Origin of the sequence: Pseudomonas knackmussii B13, from assembly GCF_000689415.1 — a bacterium.
Taxonomy (GTDB): domain Bacteria; phylum Pseudomonadota; class Gammaproteobacteria; order Pseudomonadales; family Pseudomonadaceae; genus Pseudomonas; species Pseudomonas knackmussii.
Map to the genome: position 1 here is coordinate 700,771 of NZ_HG322950.1, position 16,821 is coordinate 717,591.

Consider the following 16,821-nt stretch of genomic DNA (forward strand, 5'->3'; position numbering starts at 1 on the left):
AGAGTGAGGAAGAAGTGAGGGGGAACGCGGCTGGGGATATTGCCCCGAGCCCGGGGGATCGGCGGCCCGCTGGCGGGGAATCAGCGCAGCGCCACAGCGAGCCGATGGGCTGGTACTTGGCGCCCAGCTTTTTGGCCAGCAGGCGGGCACGGCCGAGACGCACGGGGCCGCTTTCGATGTCCACCAGCAGCGTCGGGCAGGGCAGTGGCGACAGGGGGGCGCTGTCGCTCAGGCGGCCGTCGGTGAGGATCAGCAAACGCTGGTTTTCACCAGGCTTGTGGCGCTGGCGCCGTTGCAGCCAGTCACTGGCCTGGGCGAGTGCTTCGGGGAGCGGCGTGCCGCCGCCGGCGCCCACTTCGCGAAGCCAGTCGCGCAGCTCTCGCGAGGCTTTCTGGCCTTGCCACAGCCAGCGCGGTTCGCTGCCTGCGGCGTGCAGCACGGCGAGGCGTGCGCGCTTGCGGTAGGCCTGCTCGAAGACGTTTGCCAGCAGGCCCTTGGCCTGGCTCAGCGCGCCGTGGCGGTGGGTGCTGGCCGAGGCGTCGAGCAGGACCAGCCAGAGTTCCTGGGGCCGCGCGCTGCGAGCGTGCCAGTGCAGATCGTCGCGCTGGCGCGGCCGGCCGTGGCGCAGCGTCGCCGGCCAGTCGATGCGCAGCTGCGCGCCGTCGCGGCGGGCGCCGCTGCGGCCGCCGGCGAGCTGGCCGGGTCTGGGGTTGGCATCCGCGCCTGGGGCCGGGCGCGGGCGGATGCTCAGGGCTTTTTTGGCCAGCGCGGCAATTCGCGCGCGGCGCCCATCGGCACGGCGCGGGCGGGCAGTTCGCCCCACTGGCCGTCGCCCTGATTGCCTTGCTGCGGTTCGTTGGCGCTCGGTGCTTGCGCGGATGGCGGCTGGCTCTGCGCGGGCGGCGAATGACGGCGGCGGTGGGCCAGGGCGAAGGGTTCGAGCGCGTCGATATCCACCGCTTCGATGCGGTCGGCGCCGCGCCAGGCGGCATGCGCGCGGGCGCCCCGCAGCCAGACCAGATCGGCGCGCAGGCCGTCGACGCCGGCGGCATAGCAGCGCTCGGCAATCGCCTGCAATGCGTCGTCGTCCAGCGGGATGTAGGCCAGGCGCTGGCGCGCGTCGCTGCAGCGCTGGCGCAGGGCCTCCTGCTCGGCTTGCCAGCGTGCAAGGAAGGCCTGCGGATTGGCATCGAAGGCCAGGCGGCGGCGGACGATCTCGGCGCGCTCGGCCGGTTGCGGGGTGCTGTCCAATTCGACCTTGAGGCCGAAGCGGTCGAGCAGTTGCGGGCGCAGTTCGCCTTCCTCGGGGTTCATGGTGCCGATCAGCACGAAGCGCGCCGGGTGGCTGTGCGACAGGCCATCGCGCTCGACGTGGTTGACCCCGCTGGCGGCGACGTCCAGCAGCAGGTCCACCAGGTGGTCGGGCAGCAGGTTCACCTCGTCGACGTAGAGCACGCCGCCATCGGCGTTGGCCAGGATACCCGGCGAGAAGCGCGCGCGGCCTTCGCCCAGTGCGGCATCGAGGTCGAGGGTGCCGACGATGCGTTCCTCGCTGGCACCCAGCGGTAGGGTGACGAAGCGCCCGCCATCGAGCAGGTCGGCGACGCCACGGGCCAGGGTCGACTTGGCCATGCCGCGCGGTCCCTCGATCAGCACGCCGCCGATGGCCGGGTCGATGGCGGCCAGGCACAGCGCCAGTTTCAGGTCGTCGGCGGCGACCACGGCGGCGAGGGGGAAGTGCGCTTGCATCGGGTTTACCTGCGGCGGGCGTGAGAGGGCGAATGGTAGCGAAGGCGGAAGGGTCGGGCGACCGTTGCGGATCGGTCCGATAGACAAGAGTGATTGAAAGCCCTGCGGCGATGCAGTAAGTTGGCCCTCAACTTGTGGAGATAACCATGTCGTCCAGCCTGTCCATCCAGTCCCTCGCTCGCCTCGGTGCCATCGGCTCCGTGGTCGCTCGCGCGCAGGTCCTGGCTGCTGCGGCCGGTTATTTCTTTTATGGGTATTGGTTTAGCCACAGGCGCGCCTGATACCCCACAGGCGCCCTAGCAAGCAGGGTCGCCAACCAGACAGATTCACGAAACCCCGGTCGGCCCCCCGGGGTTTTTGTTTTTCCGGCCCACAAGGCCAACACACTTCAAGCACAGGATCGAAACATGACCGCTTACACCACCTACCGCTATTACCGCACCTCCGACTGGCGATTTAGCAGCCGCGCCGCTGCCACACCCGAACGACTCAGTCGAACACTCAGATAGCGCCGCGCGCGGCAGATGACCGCGCCGGCCAAGGATGCCCACCGATGAACTCTTCCGTTTCCGCCCTGATCCGCAACGACCTGCCGCAGTCCGCCGAAGTCCTCGACCTGCCGCTGCCCTCCGCTCGCCGCCGCGAACAGCCGCTGCCGAGCCCCGCCGAATTGCGCCAGCGCCTGCCGCTGCCTGCCGCCCTGGCCCACCAGGTCCGCGAAGGCCGCGAGGCCATCCGCGCCGTCCTCGCTGGCCGCGACCCGCGCCTGCTGGTAGTGGTCGGCCCGTGCTCCATCCATGACCCCGAGTCCGCCCTCGAATACGCCGACCGCCTGGCCGCGCTGGCGCCGCAGGTGAGCGACCAGCTGCTGCTGGTGATGCGCGCCTACGTCGAGAAGCCGCGCACCACCGTCGGCTGGAAGGGCCTGGTGTACGACCCGCAGCTGGATGGCAGCGGCGACATGGCTGGCGGCTTGGCGCTGTCGCGCAAACTGATGCTGGGCATGCTCGAACGCGGCCTGCCGATCGCCACCGAACTGCTGCAACCGCTGGTGGCCGGCTACTTCGACGACCTGCTCGGCTGGGCCGCCATCGGTGCGCGCACCAGCGAGTCGCAGGTGCACCGCGAGATGGTCAGCGGGCTGGATCTGCCGGTGGGCTTCAAGAACGGCACCGACGGCAGCATCGGCATCGCCACCGACGCCATGCGCTCGGCGGCGCACCCGCACCAGCACTTCGGCATCGACCCGCAGGGCCGTCCGTCGCTGGTGCAGACCCAGGGCAATCCGGACACCCACCTGGTGCTGCGCGGCGGCCACAGCGGGCCGAACCACGATGCGGACAGCGTGCGGAAGATCCGCGAAGGGCTGGAGAAGCTGGGCATCGCGCCGAGCATCATGGTCGACTGCAGCCACGCCAACAGCGGCAAGGACCCGCTGCGCCAACCGGCGGTCCTGCAAAGCGTGCTCGACCAGCGCCTGGCCGGCGACACATCCCTGCGCGGGGTGATGCTCGAAGGGCACCTGTTCGACGGCTGCCAGCCGCTATCCGGCGAGCTGCGCTACGGCGTCTCGATCACCGACGGCTGCCTGGGCTGGAGCGGTACCGAGGCGCTGCTGCTGGAGGCGGCGGAGCGACTGCGCCGGGGGTGAACCCGGCGGCTGAACGGTGCCGTAGGAGCGGATCTTATCCGCGAAAATACTGGCGCCGATGCAACCTTGTAGGAGCGCGCCATGCGCGCGAATCGCGGACAAGCTCCGCTCCTGCAGGGGCGTCGCGTCATGGTGTACATCCGCGAACGGTTGTGCGCCCTACGGTCGATCCGTGCCGCGTAGGAGCGGATCTTATCCGCGAAAATACTGGCACCGATGCGACATTGTAGGAGCGCGCCATGCGCGCGAATCGCGGCCATGGGCCGCTCCTACAGGGGCGAGCGGACTCCGTCCGCGATGGCATCCGATGATACGGATCGCGGATGAATCCGCTCCTACGAATAGCCGGTCGGCGCTATTGCTCCTCGCTGTCCACCAGGATGTTCTCCAGCGCCTCGCGGTATTCGCCGGGTTCCTCCCACAATCCGCGCTGCTGCGCTTCGACCAGCCTTTCGGCGATGTCGCGCAGGGCTTCGGGGTTGTGCTGGCGGATGAATTCGCGGGTGTCCGGGTCCAGCACGTAGGCATCGGCGAGCAACTGGTACTGGTGGTCGTCGACCAGTTCGCTGGTGGCGTCGAAGGCGAACAGGTAATCCACCGTTGCCGCCATCTCGAAGGCGCCCTTGTAGCCGTGGCGCTTCATCCCGGCGATCCATTTCGGGTTCACCGCGCGGGCGCGGACGACGCGGCCGAGTTCTTCCTTCAGCGTGCGGATGCGCGGGTTGTCCGGCTGGCTGTGGTCGCCGTGGTAGCTGGCGACGCGGCGCTGCTGCATGACTTCCGCCGCCGCCAGCATGCCGCCCTGGAACTGGTAGTAGTCGTTGGAATCGAGAATGTCGTGCTCGCGGTTGTCCTGGTTGTGCAGCACCGCCTGCAGGCCCTCCAGGCGTCGCGCGAAACCCTCGCGGGCTGGCGTTCCTTCGTCGCCTGCGCCGTACGCGTAGCCGCCCCAGTTGAGGTAGGCCGCGGCGAGGTCGGCGCGGCTTTCCCAGTTGCGCTCCTCGATCACGCCCTGCACGCCGGCCCCGTAGGCGCCGGGTTGCGCGCCGAAGATGCGCCAGCCGGCCTGGCGTCGGGCGCTTTCCTCATCCACTCCGGTCGCTTGTAGCTGCACGCTCTCGGCGCGTACGCGGGCGGCCAGCGGGTTCATGTCGTCTGGCTCGTCGAGCGCGGCCACCGCCTGCACCGCTGCGTCGAACAGGCGGATCAGGTTGGCGAAGGCGTCGCGGAAGAAGCCGGAGACGCGCAGGGTCACGTCCACCCGCGGACGGTCGAGCAGGCTCAGCGGCAGGATCTCGAAGTCTTCCACGCGCTGGCTGCCGGCCTGCCAAACCGGGCGCACGCCCATCAGCGCCAGGGCCTGGGCGATGTCGTCGCCGCCGCTGCGCATGGTCGCCGTGCCCCACACCGAGAGGCCGAGCTGGCGCAGGTGGTCGCCGTGGTCCTGCAGGTGTCTTTCGAGCAGTCGGCTGGCGGACTGGAAGCCGAGGCGGTAGGCGGTCGGCGTGGGCAGGTTGCGCACGTCGACGGTGAAGAAGTTGCGCCCGGTGGGCAGCACGTCGAGGCGCCCGCGGCTGGGTGCGCCACTCGGTCCGGCGGGGACGAAACGGCCTTCCAGTGCGGCGAGCAACTGGCCGATCTCGTTGCCGCCGCAGGCATCGAGTAGCGGTGCCACCTGTTCGCGCAGCTGGCGCAGGACCAGCGCACTCGCTGCGCCGGGCGCCTCGAGTTCGTGCTCGATCAGCAGCAGGGCGAGCAGTTCCAGGCGCTCGCGGGTGTCGCCGTTGCTGCGCCAGGGTTCGTCGCTGACTTCCACCAGCAGCGCCGGGCGCGGGCCTTCCCAGGCCTCGGCGAAGTTGCAGTCCAGCGGATCGCGGCCGAGCTTCAGGTCCTCGGCAAGCGCGCGCAGCAGGCTGGCGTTGCCGCCGCGACCATCGCCACGCGGGATGCGCACCAGCGACAGCAGCGTGTCGCGGCGCAGTTGGCCGACCGGCGATTCGCCGAACACATGCAGGCCGTCGCGGATCTGCGATTCCTTGAGGTCGCACAGGTAGGCGTCGAGCTGCGGCAGCCAGCTGTCTTCGTCGTCGTTCAGCTGCAGGCCGAGCTCGCGGTCGAGTGCGGCGGCGCGCACCGCGTCGAGGATTTCCCCGCGCAGCTGGATGGCGCGGCGCGGGTCCAGCAGCGAGGCGTCGTAGTACTCGTCGGCCAGGCGTTCGAGGTCGCGCAGTGGGCCGTAGTTCTCCGCGCGGGTCAGCGGCGGCATCAGGTGGTCGATGATCACCGCCTGGCTGCGGCGCTTGGCCTGGGCGCCTTCGCCGGGGTCGTTGACGATGAACGGGTAGAGGTTCGGCAGCGGGCCGAGGATCGCGTCGGGCCAGCATTCCTCGGACAGGCCGACGCCCTTGCCGGGCAGCCATTCGAGGTTGCCGTGCTTGCCGACGTGGATCACCGCATCGACGCCGAATACTTCACGCAGCCAGAAATAGAAGGCCAGGTAGCTGTGCGGCGGGACCAGCGCCGGGTCGTGGTAGATGGCCGCCGGGTCGAGCTGGTAGCCGCGCGCCGGCTGGATGCCGACGAAGGCCAGGCCGAAGCGCAGGCCGGCGACCATCATCCGTCCGCCGCGGAACATCGGGTCCTGCTCGGGCTCGCCCCAGCGCTCGCGCACGGCCTGCTGGTTGGCTGCGGGCAGGCGGGCGAAGCAGGCGAGGTAGTCGGCGAGCGCCAGGCTCTGGGCGCAGGGGCGCAGGTCGAGGCTGTCGAGGTCGTTGCTCACGCCGCCGAGCAGGCTGTGGATAAGCGAGGTGCCGTCCTGCGGCAGGCCGGCGAGGGGATAGCCCTGGTCTTCCAGCGCACGCAGGATGTTCAGCGCGGCGGCGGGGGTGTCGAGGCCGACGCCGTTGCCGATGCGGCCGTCGCGGGTCGGGTAGTTGGCCAGGATCAGTGCCACGCGCTTGTCGGCGTTTTGCTTGCGGCCGAGGGTGATCCAGCGCCGCGCCAGCTCGGCGACGAAGTCCATACCCGGCAGGTGCGGCAGGTAGCAGACCACGTCGCTCTGGCTGCGCTCGCTACGCCAGGCCAGGCCCTTGAAGCTGATCGGGCGGGTGATGAGGCGGCCGTCCAGCTCCGGCAGCGCAATGTGCATCGCCAGGTCGCGCGGGCCCAGACCCTGCGGGTTGGCGCGCCATTGCTCGATGTTGTCCAGCGAGCAGATGGCCTGCAGCACCGGCACGTCGCGGCGGAACGGCTGCGCCTGCGGCGTCTCGGGGTTCGACTGGGCGAAGCCGGTGGTGTTGATGATGAGTTCGGCGCCGGCCTCGTCCAGCAGCGCTTCGACCTGCTCCAGGCAGGCGGCTTCCTTGAGGCTGGCGACGGCGATCGGCAACGGGTTGAGCTGCTGGGCGCGCAGGCGTTCGCAGAAGCTGTCGATGAAGCCGGTGTTCGCCGCCTGCAGGTGGGTGCGATAGAACAGCAGCGCGGCGACGGGCCAGTCCGCATTCCACTCGGCTTGCCAGTGGGCGAGGGTGGCTGCGGGTTGTCGTGGATGGTGCAGCGCCACACGCGGCAAGGTGTGCGGCTCGCGCCACGGGTAGTCGCGCTTCAGGTACTGCGCGGCCAGGCAGGCGAAGAACTGTTGGGCGTTGTCCAGGCCGCCTTGGCGCAGGTACTGCCAGAGGCGTTCGGCCTCGGGCGGCGGGACAGTGCAGAGGGCGGTCAGCTCGGGATCGGGCTTGTCGTCGCCGGGGACGAGGACGAGCGTGGCGCCGCGCTCGGCCAGCGCCACCAGCTGTTCGATGCCGTAGCGCCAGTAGCCAACGCCGCCATGCACCGAGATCAGGATGACCTTCGCGTGCTGCAGCACCTCGTCGACGTAGAGGTCCACCGAGGCATGGTTCTGCAACTGCATGGGGTTGGCCAGGCGCAGGCTCGGGTAGTCCTCCGGCAGCGCGCGGGCGGCCTCGGCGAGCAGCGCGAGGTGCGAGTCGCCGCTGCAGAGGATCACCAGCTCGGCGGGCGTCTGGGCCAGGTGGGCGATGCCGTCGTCGGGGACGAAGCCGCCGGGTTGGGTGCGCAGCAGGTGCATGGAGCAGCCTCGGTGGTGGCTCTTCGTAGGAGCGAGCTTGCTCGCGAACCAAACCCCGCTGCGGAGTTGTTCGCGAGCAAGCTCGCTCCTACAAAAGCGTTATTGCGCCAGCGCCGTGCGCAGCTCGTTGGTGATGGCCGCCTGGTCCAGCTCCTGGCCGATCACCACCAGGCGCGTGGCGCGGGTTTCGTCGCTCAGCCACTTGCGGTCGAAGTGCTTGTCGAAGCGCTTGCCGACGCCCTGGATCAGCAGGCGCATGGGTTTGCCGGGGATGGCGGCGAAGCCCTTGATGCGCAGGATGCCGTGGCGCTCGACGAGTTGGCCGAGGGCTTCCAGCAGCGCGCGCTCCTCGACTTCCGGCAGGTCGACGTGGAAGGAGTCGAACTCGTCGTGGTCGTGGTCCTCGTGCCCTTCGTGATCGTGGTGGGTCGGACGGCTGTCGATATGCAGCTCGGCCTCGGCGTTCAGTCCCAGCAGCACCGAGAGCGGCAGCTGGCCGGCGCTGGCCTCGATGATCTTCACCGCCGGCGGCAGCTCCTCGGCGACGTGCGCGCGCACCTGGGCGAGGGTGTCGGCGTCGAGCAGGTCGGCCTTGTTCAGAACCACCAGGTCGGCGCTGGCGAGCTGGTCTTCGAACAGTTCGTGCAGCGGCGATTCGTGGTCGAGGTTCGGGTCCTGCTTGCGCTGCTCGTCCACTTGCTCGGGATGCGCGGCGAAGGTGCCGGCGGCCACGGCCGGGCTGTCGACCACGGTGATCACTGCGTCGACGGTGCAGGCGTTGCGGATTTCCGGCCACTGGAAGGCCTGCACCAGCGGCTTGGGCAGGGCCAGGCCGGAGGTCTCGATGAGGATCTGGTCGAGGTCGCCGCGGCGGGCCACCAGCTCGCGCATCACCGGGAAGAACTCTTCCTGCACGGTGCAGCACAGGCAGCCGTTGGCCAGCTCGAAGACGCGGCCGACGGCTTCTTCTTCCGTGCAGCCGATGGAGCATTGCTTGAGGATTTCGCCGTCGATGCCGAGCTCGCCGAACTCGTTGACGATCACCGCGATGCGGCGGCCTTCTGCGTTGTCGAGCATGTGCCGGAGCAGGGTGGTTTTGCCGGCGCCGAGGAAGCCGGTGACGATGGTGACGGGGAGCTTGGCCAGGGTTTGCATGTTCGCCTCTGCGCAGAGGACGGGATGCAGAGGCGCGCGCACGGAGCAGCCGTGCAACGGAAGCCGCCACCCGGATCACCCCGCCCGGTTGTCGTAATGCTGGTGCGAGGCAGGTCTCCTGGCTCGCGATCCGGCTTTCGCCTCGTCCTTCGCCTTCCCACCTTGCGGCAGTGGCATTCGAAGGAGTTCCGATCGCTTACAGTTGCGGGGGCAGCCGTGGCTTGGACCACGTTCCCTCTTAGCTTCGGCGCGCGGCCGAAGAACCTCGAAGGCGCACAGGCTACGCAGGCCGCCTGGGTCGGTCAATCGCCACCCGGCCGTTGACGGCGCGCGGGGCCCGTGCTGAGCTGCCCGGCGATTCCCCGCCCGAGGAGGCCCGCATGATCCTGGTTGCCGGATTGGGCTGCCGCAAAGATTGCGGCGCCGACGAACTGCTCGCCCTGCTGCGGGCCTGCCTGCGCGAAGCCGGGCTCGACGAGACGCTGCTGAAAGCCTTGGCCAGCAGCGAGGCCAAGGCGCTGGAGGGCGGCTTGCGCGAACTCGCGCGCCAGTTGCGCTTGCCGCTGGAGCTGCTGCCCGCCGAGCGCCTGTTGCCCTACGAAAGCCAGCTCAGCTCGACCTCGGCGCTGGCGCGCCAGGCCACCGGCAGCCCCGGTGTGGCCGAAGCCTCTGCGCTGGCGCTGGCCGAGGCGCTGGCAGAGGGCCCGGCGCGCCTGGTGCTGACCAAGCGCCGCAGTGCCAATGCCACCTGCGCGCTGGCCATGGCGCCAGTCGGGCTGGGGTAGACTGCGCACCTTTCCCGATCCGAAGCGAAGCCAGCATGACGGTCTATTTCATCGGCGCCGGTCCCGGCGATCCCGAGCTCATCACGGTCAAGGGCCAGCGCCTGGTGCGCACGTGTCCGGTGATCCTCTATGCAGGCTCGCTGGTGCCTGAAGCGGTGCTGGAAGGGCACAGCGCGGAGGTGGTGGTGAACACCGCCGAGCTGCACCTGGAGCAGATCATCGCGCTGTTTGCCGAGGCCCACGCCAAGGGCCAGGACGTGGCCCGCGTGCACTCCGGCGACCCCTCGCTGTACGGCGCCATCGGCGAGCAGATCCAGCACCTGCGCAGCCTCGGCATCCCCTACGAGATCGTCCCCGGCGTCACTGCGACGGCTGCCTGCGCCGCGCTGCTGGGCTGCGAGCTGACACTGCCGGATATCTCGCAGACGCTGATCCTCACCCGCTATGCGAGCAAGACGAAGATGCCCGAGGGCGAGCAGTTGGGCGACCTGGCGCGGCACCGGGCGAGCATGGCCATCCACCTGGGTGTGGGGCAGTTGGAGAAGATCGTCGAGGAGCTGCTGCCGCACTACGGAGCGGACTGCCCGATCGCGGTGATCCACCGCGCCAGCTGGCCGGATCAGGACCAGGTCACCGGTACCCTCGGCGATATCCTGCCCAAGGCCCGCGCCAAGGGCTTCAAGCGCACCGCGCTGATCCTCGTCGGGCATGTGCTGGGGGCGGAGGGCTTCACCGAGTCGTCGCTGTACAGCGCAGGGCATCAGCACCTGTATCGGCCTTCCTAGCGCTCCGGATTTTTCAGCAAGGGCGCCAGCAGCGCCTGCATGCTGCGCCAGTGCGAGCCCTCCCAGAACACCCGGTCGCAGGCGTCGCAGGCGAGGTAGCGGCTGTGCCGCGCGGCGATGCTCGGCGGCACCCGCGTACGGGCGAGCTCGGCCGGCAGTTCGTGCAGCGGATGGTTGCAGCGCAGGCACAGGCTGAACGGCCGCGCGCTGCGCGCCAGGTCCAGGCGCTCGAAGAGTTCGCGCAGCTGTGGCGCCGGCTTGCGCGCATGCAGGTAGCAGCCGTGGCTGATGATCCGCCGCTTGAGCAGCTCGCGGTCGCGGGTCAGCACGACACGCCCGTCGTGGGCGCCGATCTCGGCGATCTCGCCGTCCTCGAAAGCGTTGTCGTAGAGGGTGTCGAAACCGCTCATGCGCAACAGCGCGGCGAGCCCGCCGAGGTGCGCGTCGGCGATGAAGCGCAGCACCCGCAGCGGCCGCGTGCGCACCTTGAGCAGCGGGCTGATGTCCAGGCGTTCGAACTTCGGGTAAACGGCCACCCGGTCGCCATCCAGGATCAGCCGGTCGAAGCCCACCGACTCGCCGTTGAGTAGCACCAGCTCGACTTCCGTATGCGGCACGCCGAGCGCTTCGATCATGTGCTTCACCGTCGCGGATTGCGCACACACGCAATCGAACGCCCGCCGCCGACGCAGGCTCGGCAGGAAGTCGTTGAGCTCCTCGTAGAAGCGGAAGGTCGCGGTGATCATGCGAGGAAGTATGGCAGGCGGCCGAGGGGCGGCCAGGCGCGGTGGGCGGTTGGCGTCATCCCGTAGGAGCGGATCTCATCCGCGATGACCCACGCACCAATGCCAACCTGTAGGAGCGGCCCATGGCCGCGAAATCGCGGGCATGGCCCGCTCCTACAGGTGAACACCGTGCATTGGGGGGCGCGGATAAATTCGGGCGTGCAGGCCTCAGGCCTCCCAGTCGTCGCGCCGTTCGGCCAGCCCGTGGCGGATGTACCAGCGCACACCCAGATGCACGCCGAGCGCCGCCAGGACGGTGAGGAAGATGTGCAGGGGTTCGGCTTCCATGTCCTTCCCTCCAGGGTGATCGAAGGCTTCCAGCCTAACGCTGCGGCGGTCGGTCGCACAGGTACAGATCGGCCGCCGGACAGCGGAGCAGTTCAGAGCGACTGGATGATCCGCCCCAGGGTCTCCATGGCCTTTTCGCTGCGCGTCGTCCACGGGTGGCCGTGGTTCAGCCGCAGGCAGTGGCGGAAGCCGCGGGTGGCGGAGAAGATCGGCCCCGGGGCGATGCTGATGCCCTGGGCCAGGGCCAGTTGGAACAGGCGCAGCGCGTCGATTCGCTCGGGCAGTTCCAGCCAGAGGAAGTAGCCGCCGCTGGGGCGGGTCACCCGGGTTTCGTCGGGTAAGTGCCGGGCCACCGCGGCGAGCATCGCGTGCTGCTGGCTTTCCAGGGAATGGCGCAGCTTGCGCAGGTGGCGGTCGTAGCCGCCGTGCTGCAGGTAATCGGCGATGGCCGCCTGGGCCGGCACCGAGGCCGACAGGCTGGTCATCAGCTTGAGCCGGGCGATCTGCTCGTGGAAGCGCCCGCCGGCCACCCAGCCGACCCGGTAGCCCGGCGCCAGGCTCTTGGAGAAGCTGCTGCAGTGCATCACCAGGCCTTCGCTGTCGTAGGCCTTCACCGGCTTGGGCGCCTGCTGGGCGAAGTACAGCTCGGCGTAGACGTCGTCCTCGATCATCGGCACCTGGTGCTTTGCCAGCAGGCCGGCGAGGGCGCGTTTCTTGTCCTCGCTCATGCTGGCGCCGAGCGGGTTCTGGAAGTTGCTCATGAACCAGCAGGCGCGGATCGGCAGGCGCTCCAGGCTGTCGGCCAGCACGTCGAGGTCGATGCCCTCGCGCGGGTGCACGGGGATTTCCACGGCCTTGAGCTTCAGCCGTTCGAGCACCTGCAGGGTGGCGTAGAAGGCTGGCGCCTCGATTGCCACCAGGTCGCCGGGGCGGGTGACCACCTGCAGGCACAGGTTCAGCGCTTCCAGCGCGCCGTTGCTGACCACCAGTTCCTCGACCGGCAGCGGCGTGCCATTGACCATGTAGCGCAGGGCGATCTGCCGGCGCAGGGCGTGGCTGCCGGGCGTCATGTCGGCGACCGTGGCGCGTGGGTCCATGTCGCGCACCGCCTGGGCCATGGAGCGCGCCAGGCGTGGCAGGGGGAACAGTTCCGGGGCCGGGAAGGCCGAGCCGAAGGGCACGGTGTCCGGGTCCTTGATCGAGCTGAGCACCGAGAACACCAGCTCGCTGACGTCCACCTCGGTGGTCTGCGCCTCGTGGCGGGCGATCTCAGGTTCCGCCAGGTCGCGCCGCGCGTGCTCGCGGACGAAGTAGCCGGAGCGCGCGCGGGCGACGATCAGCCCGCGGTCCTCCAGCAGGTAGTAGGCCTGGAACACGGTGGACGCGCTGACCCCGTAGGTGCGGCTGGCGTGGCGCACCGAGGGCACCTTCTGCCCGGGGGCGAGCACGCCGCTGCGGATCAGCTCGGCGATTTCGTCGGCGAATTTCTCGTAGCGCTTCATCTTGTCCTGGGCGTGGGGCGAAGGCTCCCACTCTAGGCGCTGCGCGAGGTTGTCGCCATGCCGGAGCGCCATGCTCAGCGCCTCGGCGAGACGAAGGTGCTGGCGGCGTCGATCTGCTCATGGCCGTCACTGACTTCGAAGTGCAGCGGCACCGATCCGCCGGCGCTGCTCTGCGCCAGGCTGGCCACCGAGACGGCGAAGTCGCGAATCTCGCCGGGCGCGAGGCTCAGCTCCGGCACGCCCTGCAGGCGATAGCCCGAGGCATCCGCGAGGCTCAGGTGGTAGCGCTGCGGCTGCTGGGTCTTGTTGATCAGCTTGAGGTTGTAGATGTTCTCGATCTCGCCGGCGGCGTTCTCGCGGAACAGGCCACGGTCGCGGGCCACGTCCAGGTTGATCAGCGGCCGTGCTTCGAGCGCCCAGACGAAGGCGCCGATCATCGCCACCAGCACCGCCGCATAGCCGACCAGGCGCGGACGCAGCAGGTGCGTGCGGCCGCCTTCGAGGGCGCGTTCGGAGGTGTAGGCGACCAGGCCGCGGGCGTAGCCCATCTTGTCCATCACCGTGTCGCAGGCGTCGACGCAGGCGGCGCAGCCGATGCAGGCGATCTGCAGGCCGTCGCGGATGTCGATGCCGGTGGGGCAGACCTGCACGCACTGCTGGCAGTCGATGCAGTCGCCCAGGCCGAGGGCTTTCGGGTCGGCCTCCTTCTTGCGCGCGCCGCGCGATTCGCCGCGGGCGGCGTCGTAGGAGATGACCAGGGTGTCCTTGTCGAACATCACGCTCTGGAAGCGCGAATAGGGGCACATGTGGATGCACACCTGCTCGCGCAGCCAGCCGGCGTTGGCGTAGGTGGCGGCGGCGAAGAAGGCCACCCAGAAGCTGCTTTCCAGGTCGAGCTGGAAGCTGAACAGGTCGCTGACCAGCGGGCGCACCGGGGTGAAGTAGCCCACGAAGGTGATCGCCGTGACCAGGCTGACCAGCAGCCAGATGCCGTGCTTGGCTCCTTTGCGCAGGACCTTGTTGGCGCTCAGCGGCGCCTTGTCCAGCTTCATGCGCTGGTTGCGGTCGCCTTCGGTGACCTGTTCGGCCCACATGAAGACCCAGGTGAACACGCTCTGCGGGCAGGTGTAGCCGCACCAGATGCGCCCGGCCAGCACCGTGATGAAGAACAGGCCGAAGGCGGCGATGATCAGCAGCGCCGAGAGCAGGATCAGGTCCTGCGGCCAGAAGGTCGCGCCGAAGATGTAGAACTTGCGCTCGGGCAGGTCCCAGAGCACCGCCTGGCGGCCGTTCCAGTTCAGCCAGAGGGTGCCGAAGAACAGCAGGAAAAGCGCCGCGCCGCCGAGCCGCCGCAGGTCGCGGAAGCGCCCGGTGAAGCGCTTGGTGTAGACCGTCGGGGTAACCGCCGAGAGCGGCTTGGGCGGCGGGGTGAAGCGTTGCGGGGCGGCGATCTCGACGATCTTCGCGGGGATTCTTTCGCTCATTGTCGTGGCCCATCAGGCTGGGGATGCGCCGCGACTATAGGAACGACCCTGAAAGCAAAACAGATTCAGGTCTTGCGGAAAAAGCCATATCAGATGCGCCGGACCAGGCGCGGCGCGCGGCCTGGCTGGTAGGCGCGGCACGCGGTCGCAGGGCGGCCCAGTGGTGCCTGGCGAAACATCTGATCTGCTTTTTTGCGTGCGATCTGCCGCTGTTTTGCAGTACAGCCGCCGGCCATAGTGCGGCCATCCATCAGCGGTGGTCCGACGCAGGCTGCCGCAGCAGCCTTGTGAGGGCCCCCGGCGATGTACCGATACGACGATTACGACCACGCTCTGGTGCGCGAGCGCGTTGCGCAGTTCCGCGACCAGGTGGCGCGCCGGCTCTCCGGCGAGCTGAGCGAGGAGGAGTTCCTGCCGCTGCGCCTGCAGAATGGCCTCTACCTGCAGAAGCACGCCTACATGCTGCGCGTGGCGATTCCCTACGGCACCCTGGCCAGCGCCCAACTGCGCGCGCTGGCGCGCATTGCCCGGGAGTACGACCGTGGCTACGGGCACTTCACTACGCGGCAGAACATCCAGTTCAACTGGATCGAGCTGGAGCAGGTGCCGGACATCCTCGAACAGCTGGCCGAGGTCGAGATGCACGCCATCCAGACCTCCGGCAATTGCGTGCGCAACGTCACCACCGAAGCCTTCGCCGGCGTCGCCGCCGATGAGCTGCTCGACCCGCGTCCGCTGGCCGAAATCCTCCGCCAGTGGTCGACGGTGAACCCGGAATTCCTGTTCCTGCCGCGCAAGTTCAAGATCGCCCTGTGCGCCGCCGAGGAAGACCGCGCGGCGGTGATGATGCACGACATCGGCCTGTACGTTTATCGCGACGCGACCGGGCAACTGCTGCTGCGGGTGATGGTCGGCGGAGGCCTGGGGCGTACGCCGATCCTCTCGCAGATGATCCGCGAGGACCTGCCCTGGCAGCACCTGCTGTCCTACGTCGAGGCCATCCTGCGCGTGTACAACCGCCACGGCCGGCGCGACAACAAGTACAAGGCGCGGATCAAGATCCTGGTCAAGGCGCTGGGCATCGAGGCCTTCGCCCGCGAGGTGGAGGAGGAGTGGGAGCACATTCGCGACGGCGAGGCGCAGCTGACCCTGGCCGAACTGCAGCGCGTGGTCGCGGCCTTCGATCCGCCGCGCTACGAAGCCGCCGCCGGCGACGAGCTGGCCTACGGCAGTGCCCTGGCCGGCGATGCCGACTTCGCCCGCTGGGCCTCGCGCAACGTGCGCCCGCACAAGGTGCCGGGCTACGCCAGCGTGGTGCTGTCGACCAAGCCGGGCGTGGCCGCGCCGCCGGGTGACGTCACCGCCGAGCAAATGGAGTGCGTCGCCGACTGGAGCGAGCGCTACGGCTTCGGCGAGATCCGCGTTGCCCACGAACAGAACCTGGTGCTGCCGGACGTGCGCAAGGCCGACCTGCACGCGCTGTGGAAAGAAGCCTGCGCCGTCGGGCTGGGAACGCCTAACCAGGGCCTGCTCACCGATGTAATCGCCTGCCCGGGCGGCGACTACTGTGCGCTGGCCAACGCCAAGTCGATTCCCATCGCCCAGGGCATCCAGCAGCGCTTCGAGGACCTCGACTACCTGCATGACCTCGGCGAGCTGAGCCTGAACATCTCCGGCTGCATGAACGCCTGCGGCCACCACCACATCGGCAACATCGGCATCCTCGGCGTCGACAAGAACGGCAGCGAGTGGTACCAGGTGACCCTCGGCGGCGCCCAGGGCAAGCGCGCCGCGCTGGGCAAGGTGATAGGCCCGTCGTTCAGCGCCGCCGAGGTGCCGGCTGTGATCGAGCGCATCGTCGCCACCTACGTCGAGCAACGCGGCGCCGGCGAGAGCTTCGTCGAGACCGTCGAGCGCGTCGGCCTGGAACCGTTCAAGGCGCGGGTCTACCAGCAGGCGGAGGTGCCGGCATGAAGAACCTGATCCGTTTGCACGAGGGCGTGGCACAGCTGGCGCCGGAAGATTCCTGGGAGTTGCTGCGCGAGGTGCCGGAGGTGCTGCCCGAAGGCGACCTGATCCTGCCGCTGGAAGCCTGGCTGGCCTCGCGGGCGACGCGGGGTGTGTGGCTGACGCCGGAAGATGATCCGCAGCGCCTCGTCGAGCGGCTGGACGAGCTTTCGCTGATCGCCATCGACTTCCCCAGCTTCCGCGACGGTCGCGGCTACAGCCTGGCCTACCTGCTGCGCCAGCGCCTGGGTTGGAAGGGTGAGCTGCGCGCGGTGGGCGACGTGTTGCGCGACCAGCTCGCGCACATGCGCCAGTGCGGATTCGACAGTTTCGCGGTGCGCGAGGACAAGCCCGTGGAGGACGCCATCAAGGGCCTGGCCGGCCTCAGCGTGCTCTACGGACGCTCGGCGATCGAGCCCAGGCCGCTGTTCCGCCGCCGCTGACGGGGCTCAATCCCGCGCGCCGCGCGGCGGCTGTGCTTGACGCTGTCCCGGAGGGCAGGAAAAATGCCGGGGATATTGCCGACGGTCGCGCCGTCGGCCG

The 16,821-nt window shown here is 69.1% G+C and carries 11 protein-coding genes, 1 pseudogene and 1 riboswitch; of the genes and pseudogenes, 5 read left to right on the forward strand and 7 right to left on the reverse strand.

Annotated elements, in window-relative coordinates; translation table 11 throughout:
- Positions 1 to 94 precede the first annotated feature (94 nt).
- Both PKB_RS28925 and PKB_RS03290 read right to left on the reverse strand, forming a co-directional pair.
- Positions 95 to 766: pseudogene (locus PKB_RS28925) on the reverse strand (vWA domain-containing protein); the annotation flags it as partial.
- On the reverse strand, positions 748 to 1,749 hold the full coding sequence (locus PKB_RS03290; protein WP_043248988.1) for a magnesium chelatase ATPase subunit I: 1,002 nt from the start codon (positions 1,747 to 1,749) through the stop codon (positions 748 to 750). The pseudogene PKB_RS28925 and the gene PKB_RS03290, both read right to left, overlap by 19 nt.
- Positions 1,750 to 2,302: 553 nt before the next feature.
- Here PKB_RS03290 and PKB_RS03295 point away from each other — a divergent pair.
- A complete protein-coding gene (locus PKB_RS03295) occupies positions 2,303 to 3,400 on the forward strand; it encodes a 3-deoxy-7-phosphoheptulonate synthase (RefSeq protein ID WP_043248990.1) in 1,098 nt (365 codons plus the stop codon).
- Positions 3,401 to 3,755: 355 nt separating this feature from the next.
- Here PKB_RS03295 and cobN read toward each other — a convergent pair whose 3' ends face one another.
- Positions 3,756 to 7,487 (reverse strand): cobaltochelatase subunit CobN, encoded by a 3,732-nt coding sequence (gene cobN / locus PKB_RS03300; protein WP_043248993.1) that lies wholly within the window; start codon positions 7,485 to 7,487, stop codon positions 3,756 to 3,758.
- A gap of 99 nt (positions 7,488 to 7,586) precedes the next feature.
- The gene (cobW, locus tag PKB_RS03305; protein WP_043248995.1) at positions 7,587 to 8,642 is read right to left on the reverse strand and encodes a cobalamin biosynthesis protein CobW; all 1,056 of its coding nucleotides are present in this window, start codon (positions 8,640 to 8,642) and stop codon (positions 7,587 to 7,589) included.
- Between the two features lie 91 nt (positions 8,643 to 8,733).
- A riboswitch (cobalamin riboswitch) is annotated at positions 8,734 to 8,925 on the reverse strand.
- A 97-nt stretch (positions 8,926 to 9,022) separates the two neighbouring features.
- On the opposite strand from cobW, the gene PKB_RS03310 reads away from it, so the two are divergent.
- Positions 9,023 to 9,427, forward strand: a complete 405-nt coding sequence (locus tag PKB_RS03310) for a cobalamin biosynthesis protein (protein ID WP_043248997.1) — start codon at positions 9,023 to 9,025, stop codon at positions 9,425 to 9,427.
- A 35-nt stretch (positions 9,428 to 9,462) separates the two neighbouring features.
- Entirely contained in the window at positions 9,463 to 10,212 is a 750-nt protein-coding gene (gene cobM, locus PKB_RS03315) for a precorrin-4 C(11)-methyltransferase (protein WP_043249000.1), read from the forward strand.
- On the opposite strand, the gene PKB_RS03320 is transcribed toward cobM, so the two are convergent.
- From PKB_RS03320 to ccoG, 3 genes are all read right to left on the reverse strand, one after another.
- On the reverse strand, positions 10,209 to 10,958 hold the full coding sequence (locus tag PKB_RS03320; RefSeq protein WP_043249002.1) for a Mut7-C RNAse domain-containing protein: 750 nt from the start codon (positions 10,956 to 10,958) through the stop codon (positions 10,209 to 10,211). The genes cobM and PKB_RS03320 overlap by 4 nt on opposite strands.
- Positions 10,959 to 11,377: 419 nt before the next feature.
- Positions 11,378 to 12,787: a GntR family transcriptional regulator MpaR gene (gene mapR / locus PKB_RS03325; RefSeq protein WP_043256860.1), complete on the reverse strand. Its 1,410-nt coding sequence runs from the start codon at positions 12,785 to 12,787 to the stop codon at positions 11,378 to 11,380.
- Between the two features lie 74 nt (positions 12,788 to 12,861).
- Positions 12,862 to 14,271 carry a cytochrome c oxidase accessory protein CcoG gene (ccoG, locus tag PKB_RS03330; RefSeq protein WP_043249004.1) on the reverse strand — a complete coding sequence of 470 codons (1,410 nt, stop codon included), beginning with the start codon at positions 14,269 to 14,271 and terminating at the stop codon, positions 12,862 to 12,864.
- 303 nt (positions 14,272 to 14,574) lie between these two features.
- Here ccoG and PKB_RS03335 point away from each other — a divergent pair, with 303 nt between their 5' ends.
- A complete protein-coding gene (locus tag PKB_RS03335; protein WP_043249006.1) occupies positions 14,575 to 16,245 on the forward strand; it encodes a nitrite/sulfite reductase in 1,671 nt (556 codons plus the stop codon).
- Positions 16,242 to 16,721 (forward strand): DUF934 domain-containing protein, encoded by a 480-nt coding sequence (locus tag PKB_RS03340; protein ID WP_043249009.1) that lies wholly within the window; start codon positions 16,242 to 16,244, stop codon positions 16,719 to 16,721. The genes PKB_RS03335 and PKB_RS03340 overlap by 4 nt, the downstream gene beginning before the upstream one ends.
- The last annotated feature ends 100 nt before the right edge of the window (positions 16,722 to 16,821 follow it).

Bases quoted from the DNA above. Each gene is read 5' to 3' on its own strand.
- PKB_RS03295 (WP_043248990.1), top strand. From the start codon at position 2,303: ATGAACTCTTCCGTTTCCGCCCTGATCCGCAACGACCTGCCGCAGTCC.
- ccoG (WP_043249004.1), bottom strand. From the start codon at position 14,271: ATGAGCGAAAGAATCCCCGCGAAGATCGTCGAGATCGCCGCCCCGCAA.
- mapR (WP_043256860.1), bottom strand. From the start codon at position 12,787: ATGAAGCGCTACGAGAAATTCGCCGACGAAATCGCCGAGCTGATCCGC.
- PKB_RS03340 (WP_043249009.1), top strand. From the start codon at position 16,242: ATGAAGAACCTGATCCGTTTGCACGAGGGCGTGGCACAGCTGGCGCCG.
- PKB_RS03320 (WP_043249002.1), bottom strand. From the start codon at position 10,958: ATGATCACCGCGACCTTCCGCTTCTACGAGGAGCTCAACGACTTCCTG.
- cobW (WP_043248995.1), bottom strand. From the start codon at position 8,642: ATGCAAACCCTGGCCAAGCTCCCCGTCACCATCGTCACCGGCTTCCTC.
- cobM (WP_043249000.1), top strand. From the start codon at position 9,463: ATGACGGTCTATTTCATCGGCGCCGGTCCCGGCGATCCCGAGCTCATC.
- PKB_RS03335 (WP_043249006.1), top strand. From the start codon at position 14,575: ATGTACCGATACGACGATTACGACCACGCTCTGGTGCGCGAGCGCGTT.
- PKB_RS03290 (WP_043248988.1), bottom strand. From the start codon at position 1,749: ATGCAAGCGCACTTCCCCCTCGCCGCCGTGGTCGCCGCCGACGACCTG.
- PKB_RS03310 (WP_043248997.1), top strand. From the start codon at position 9,023: ATGATCCTGGTTGCCGGATTGGGCTGCCGCAAAGATTGCGGCGCCGAC.
- cobN (WP_043248993.1), bottom strand. From the start codon at position 7,487: ATGCACCTGCTGCGCACCCAACCCGGCGGCTTCGTCCCCGACGACGGC.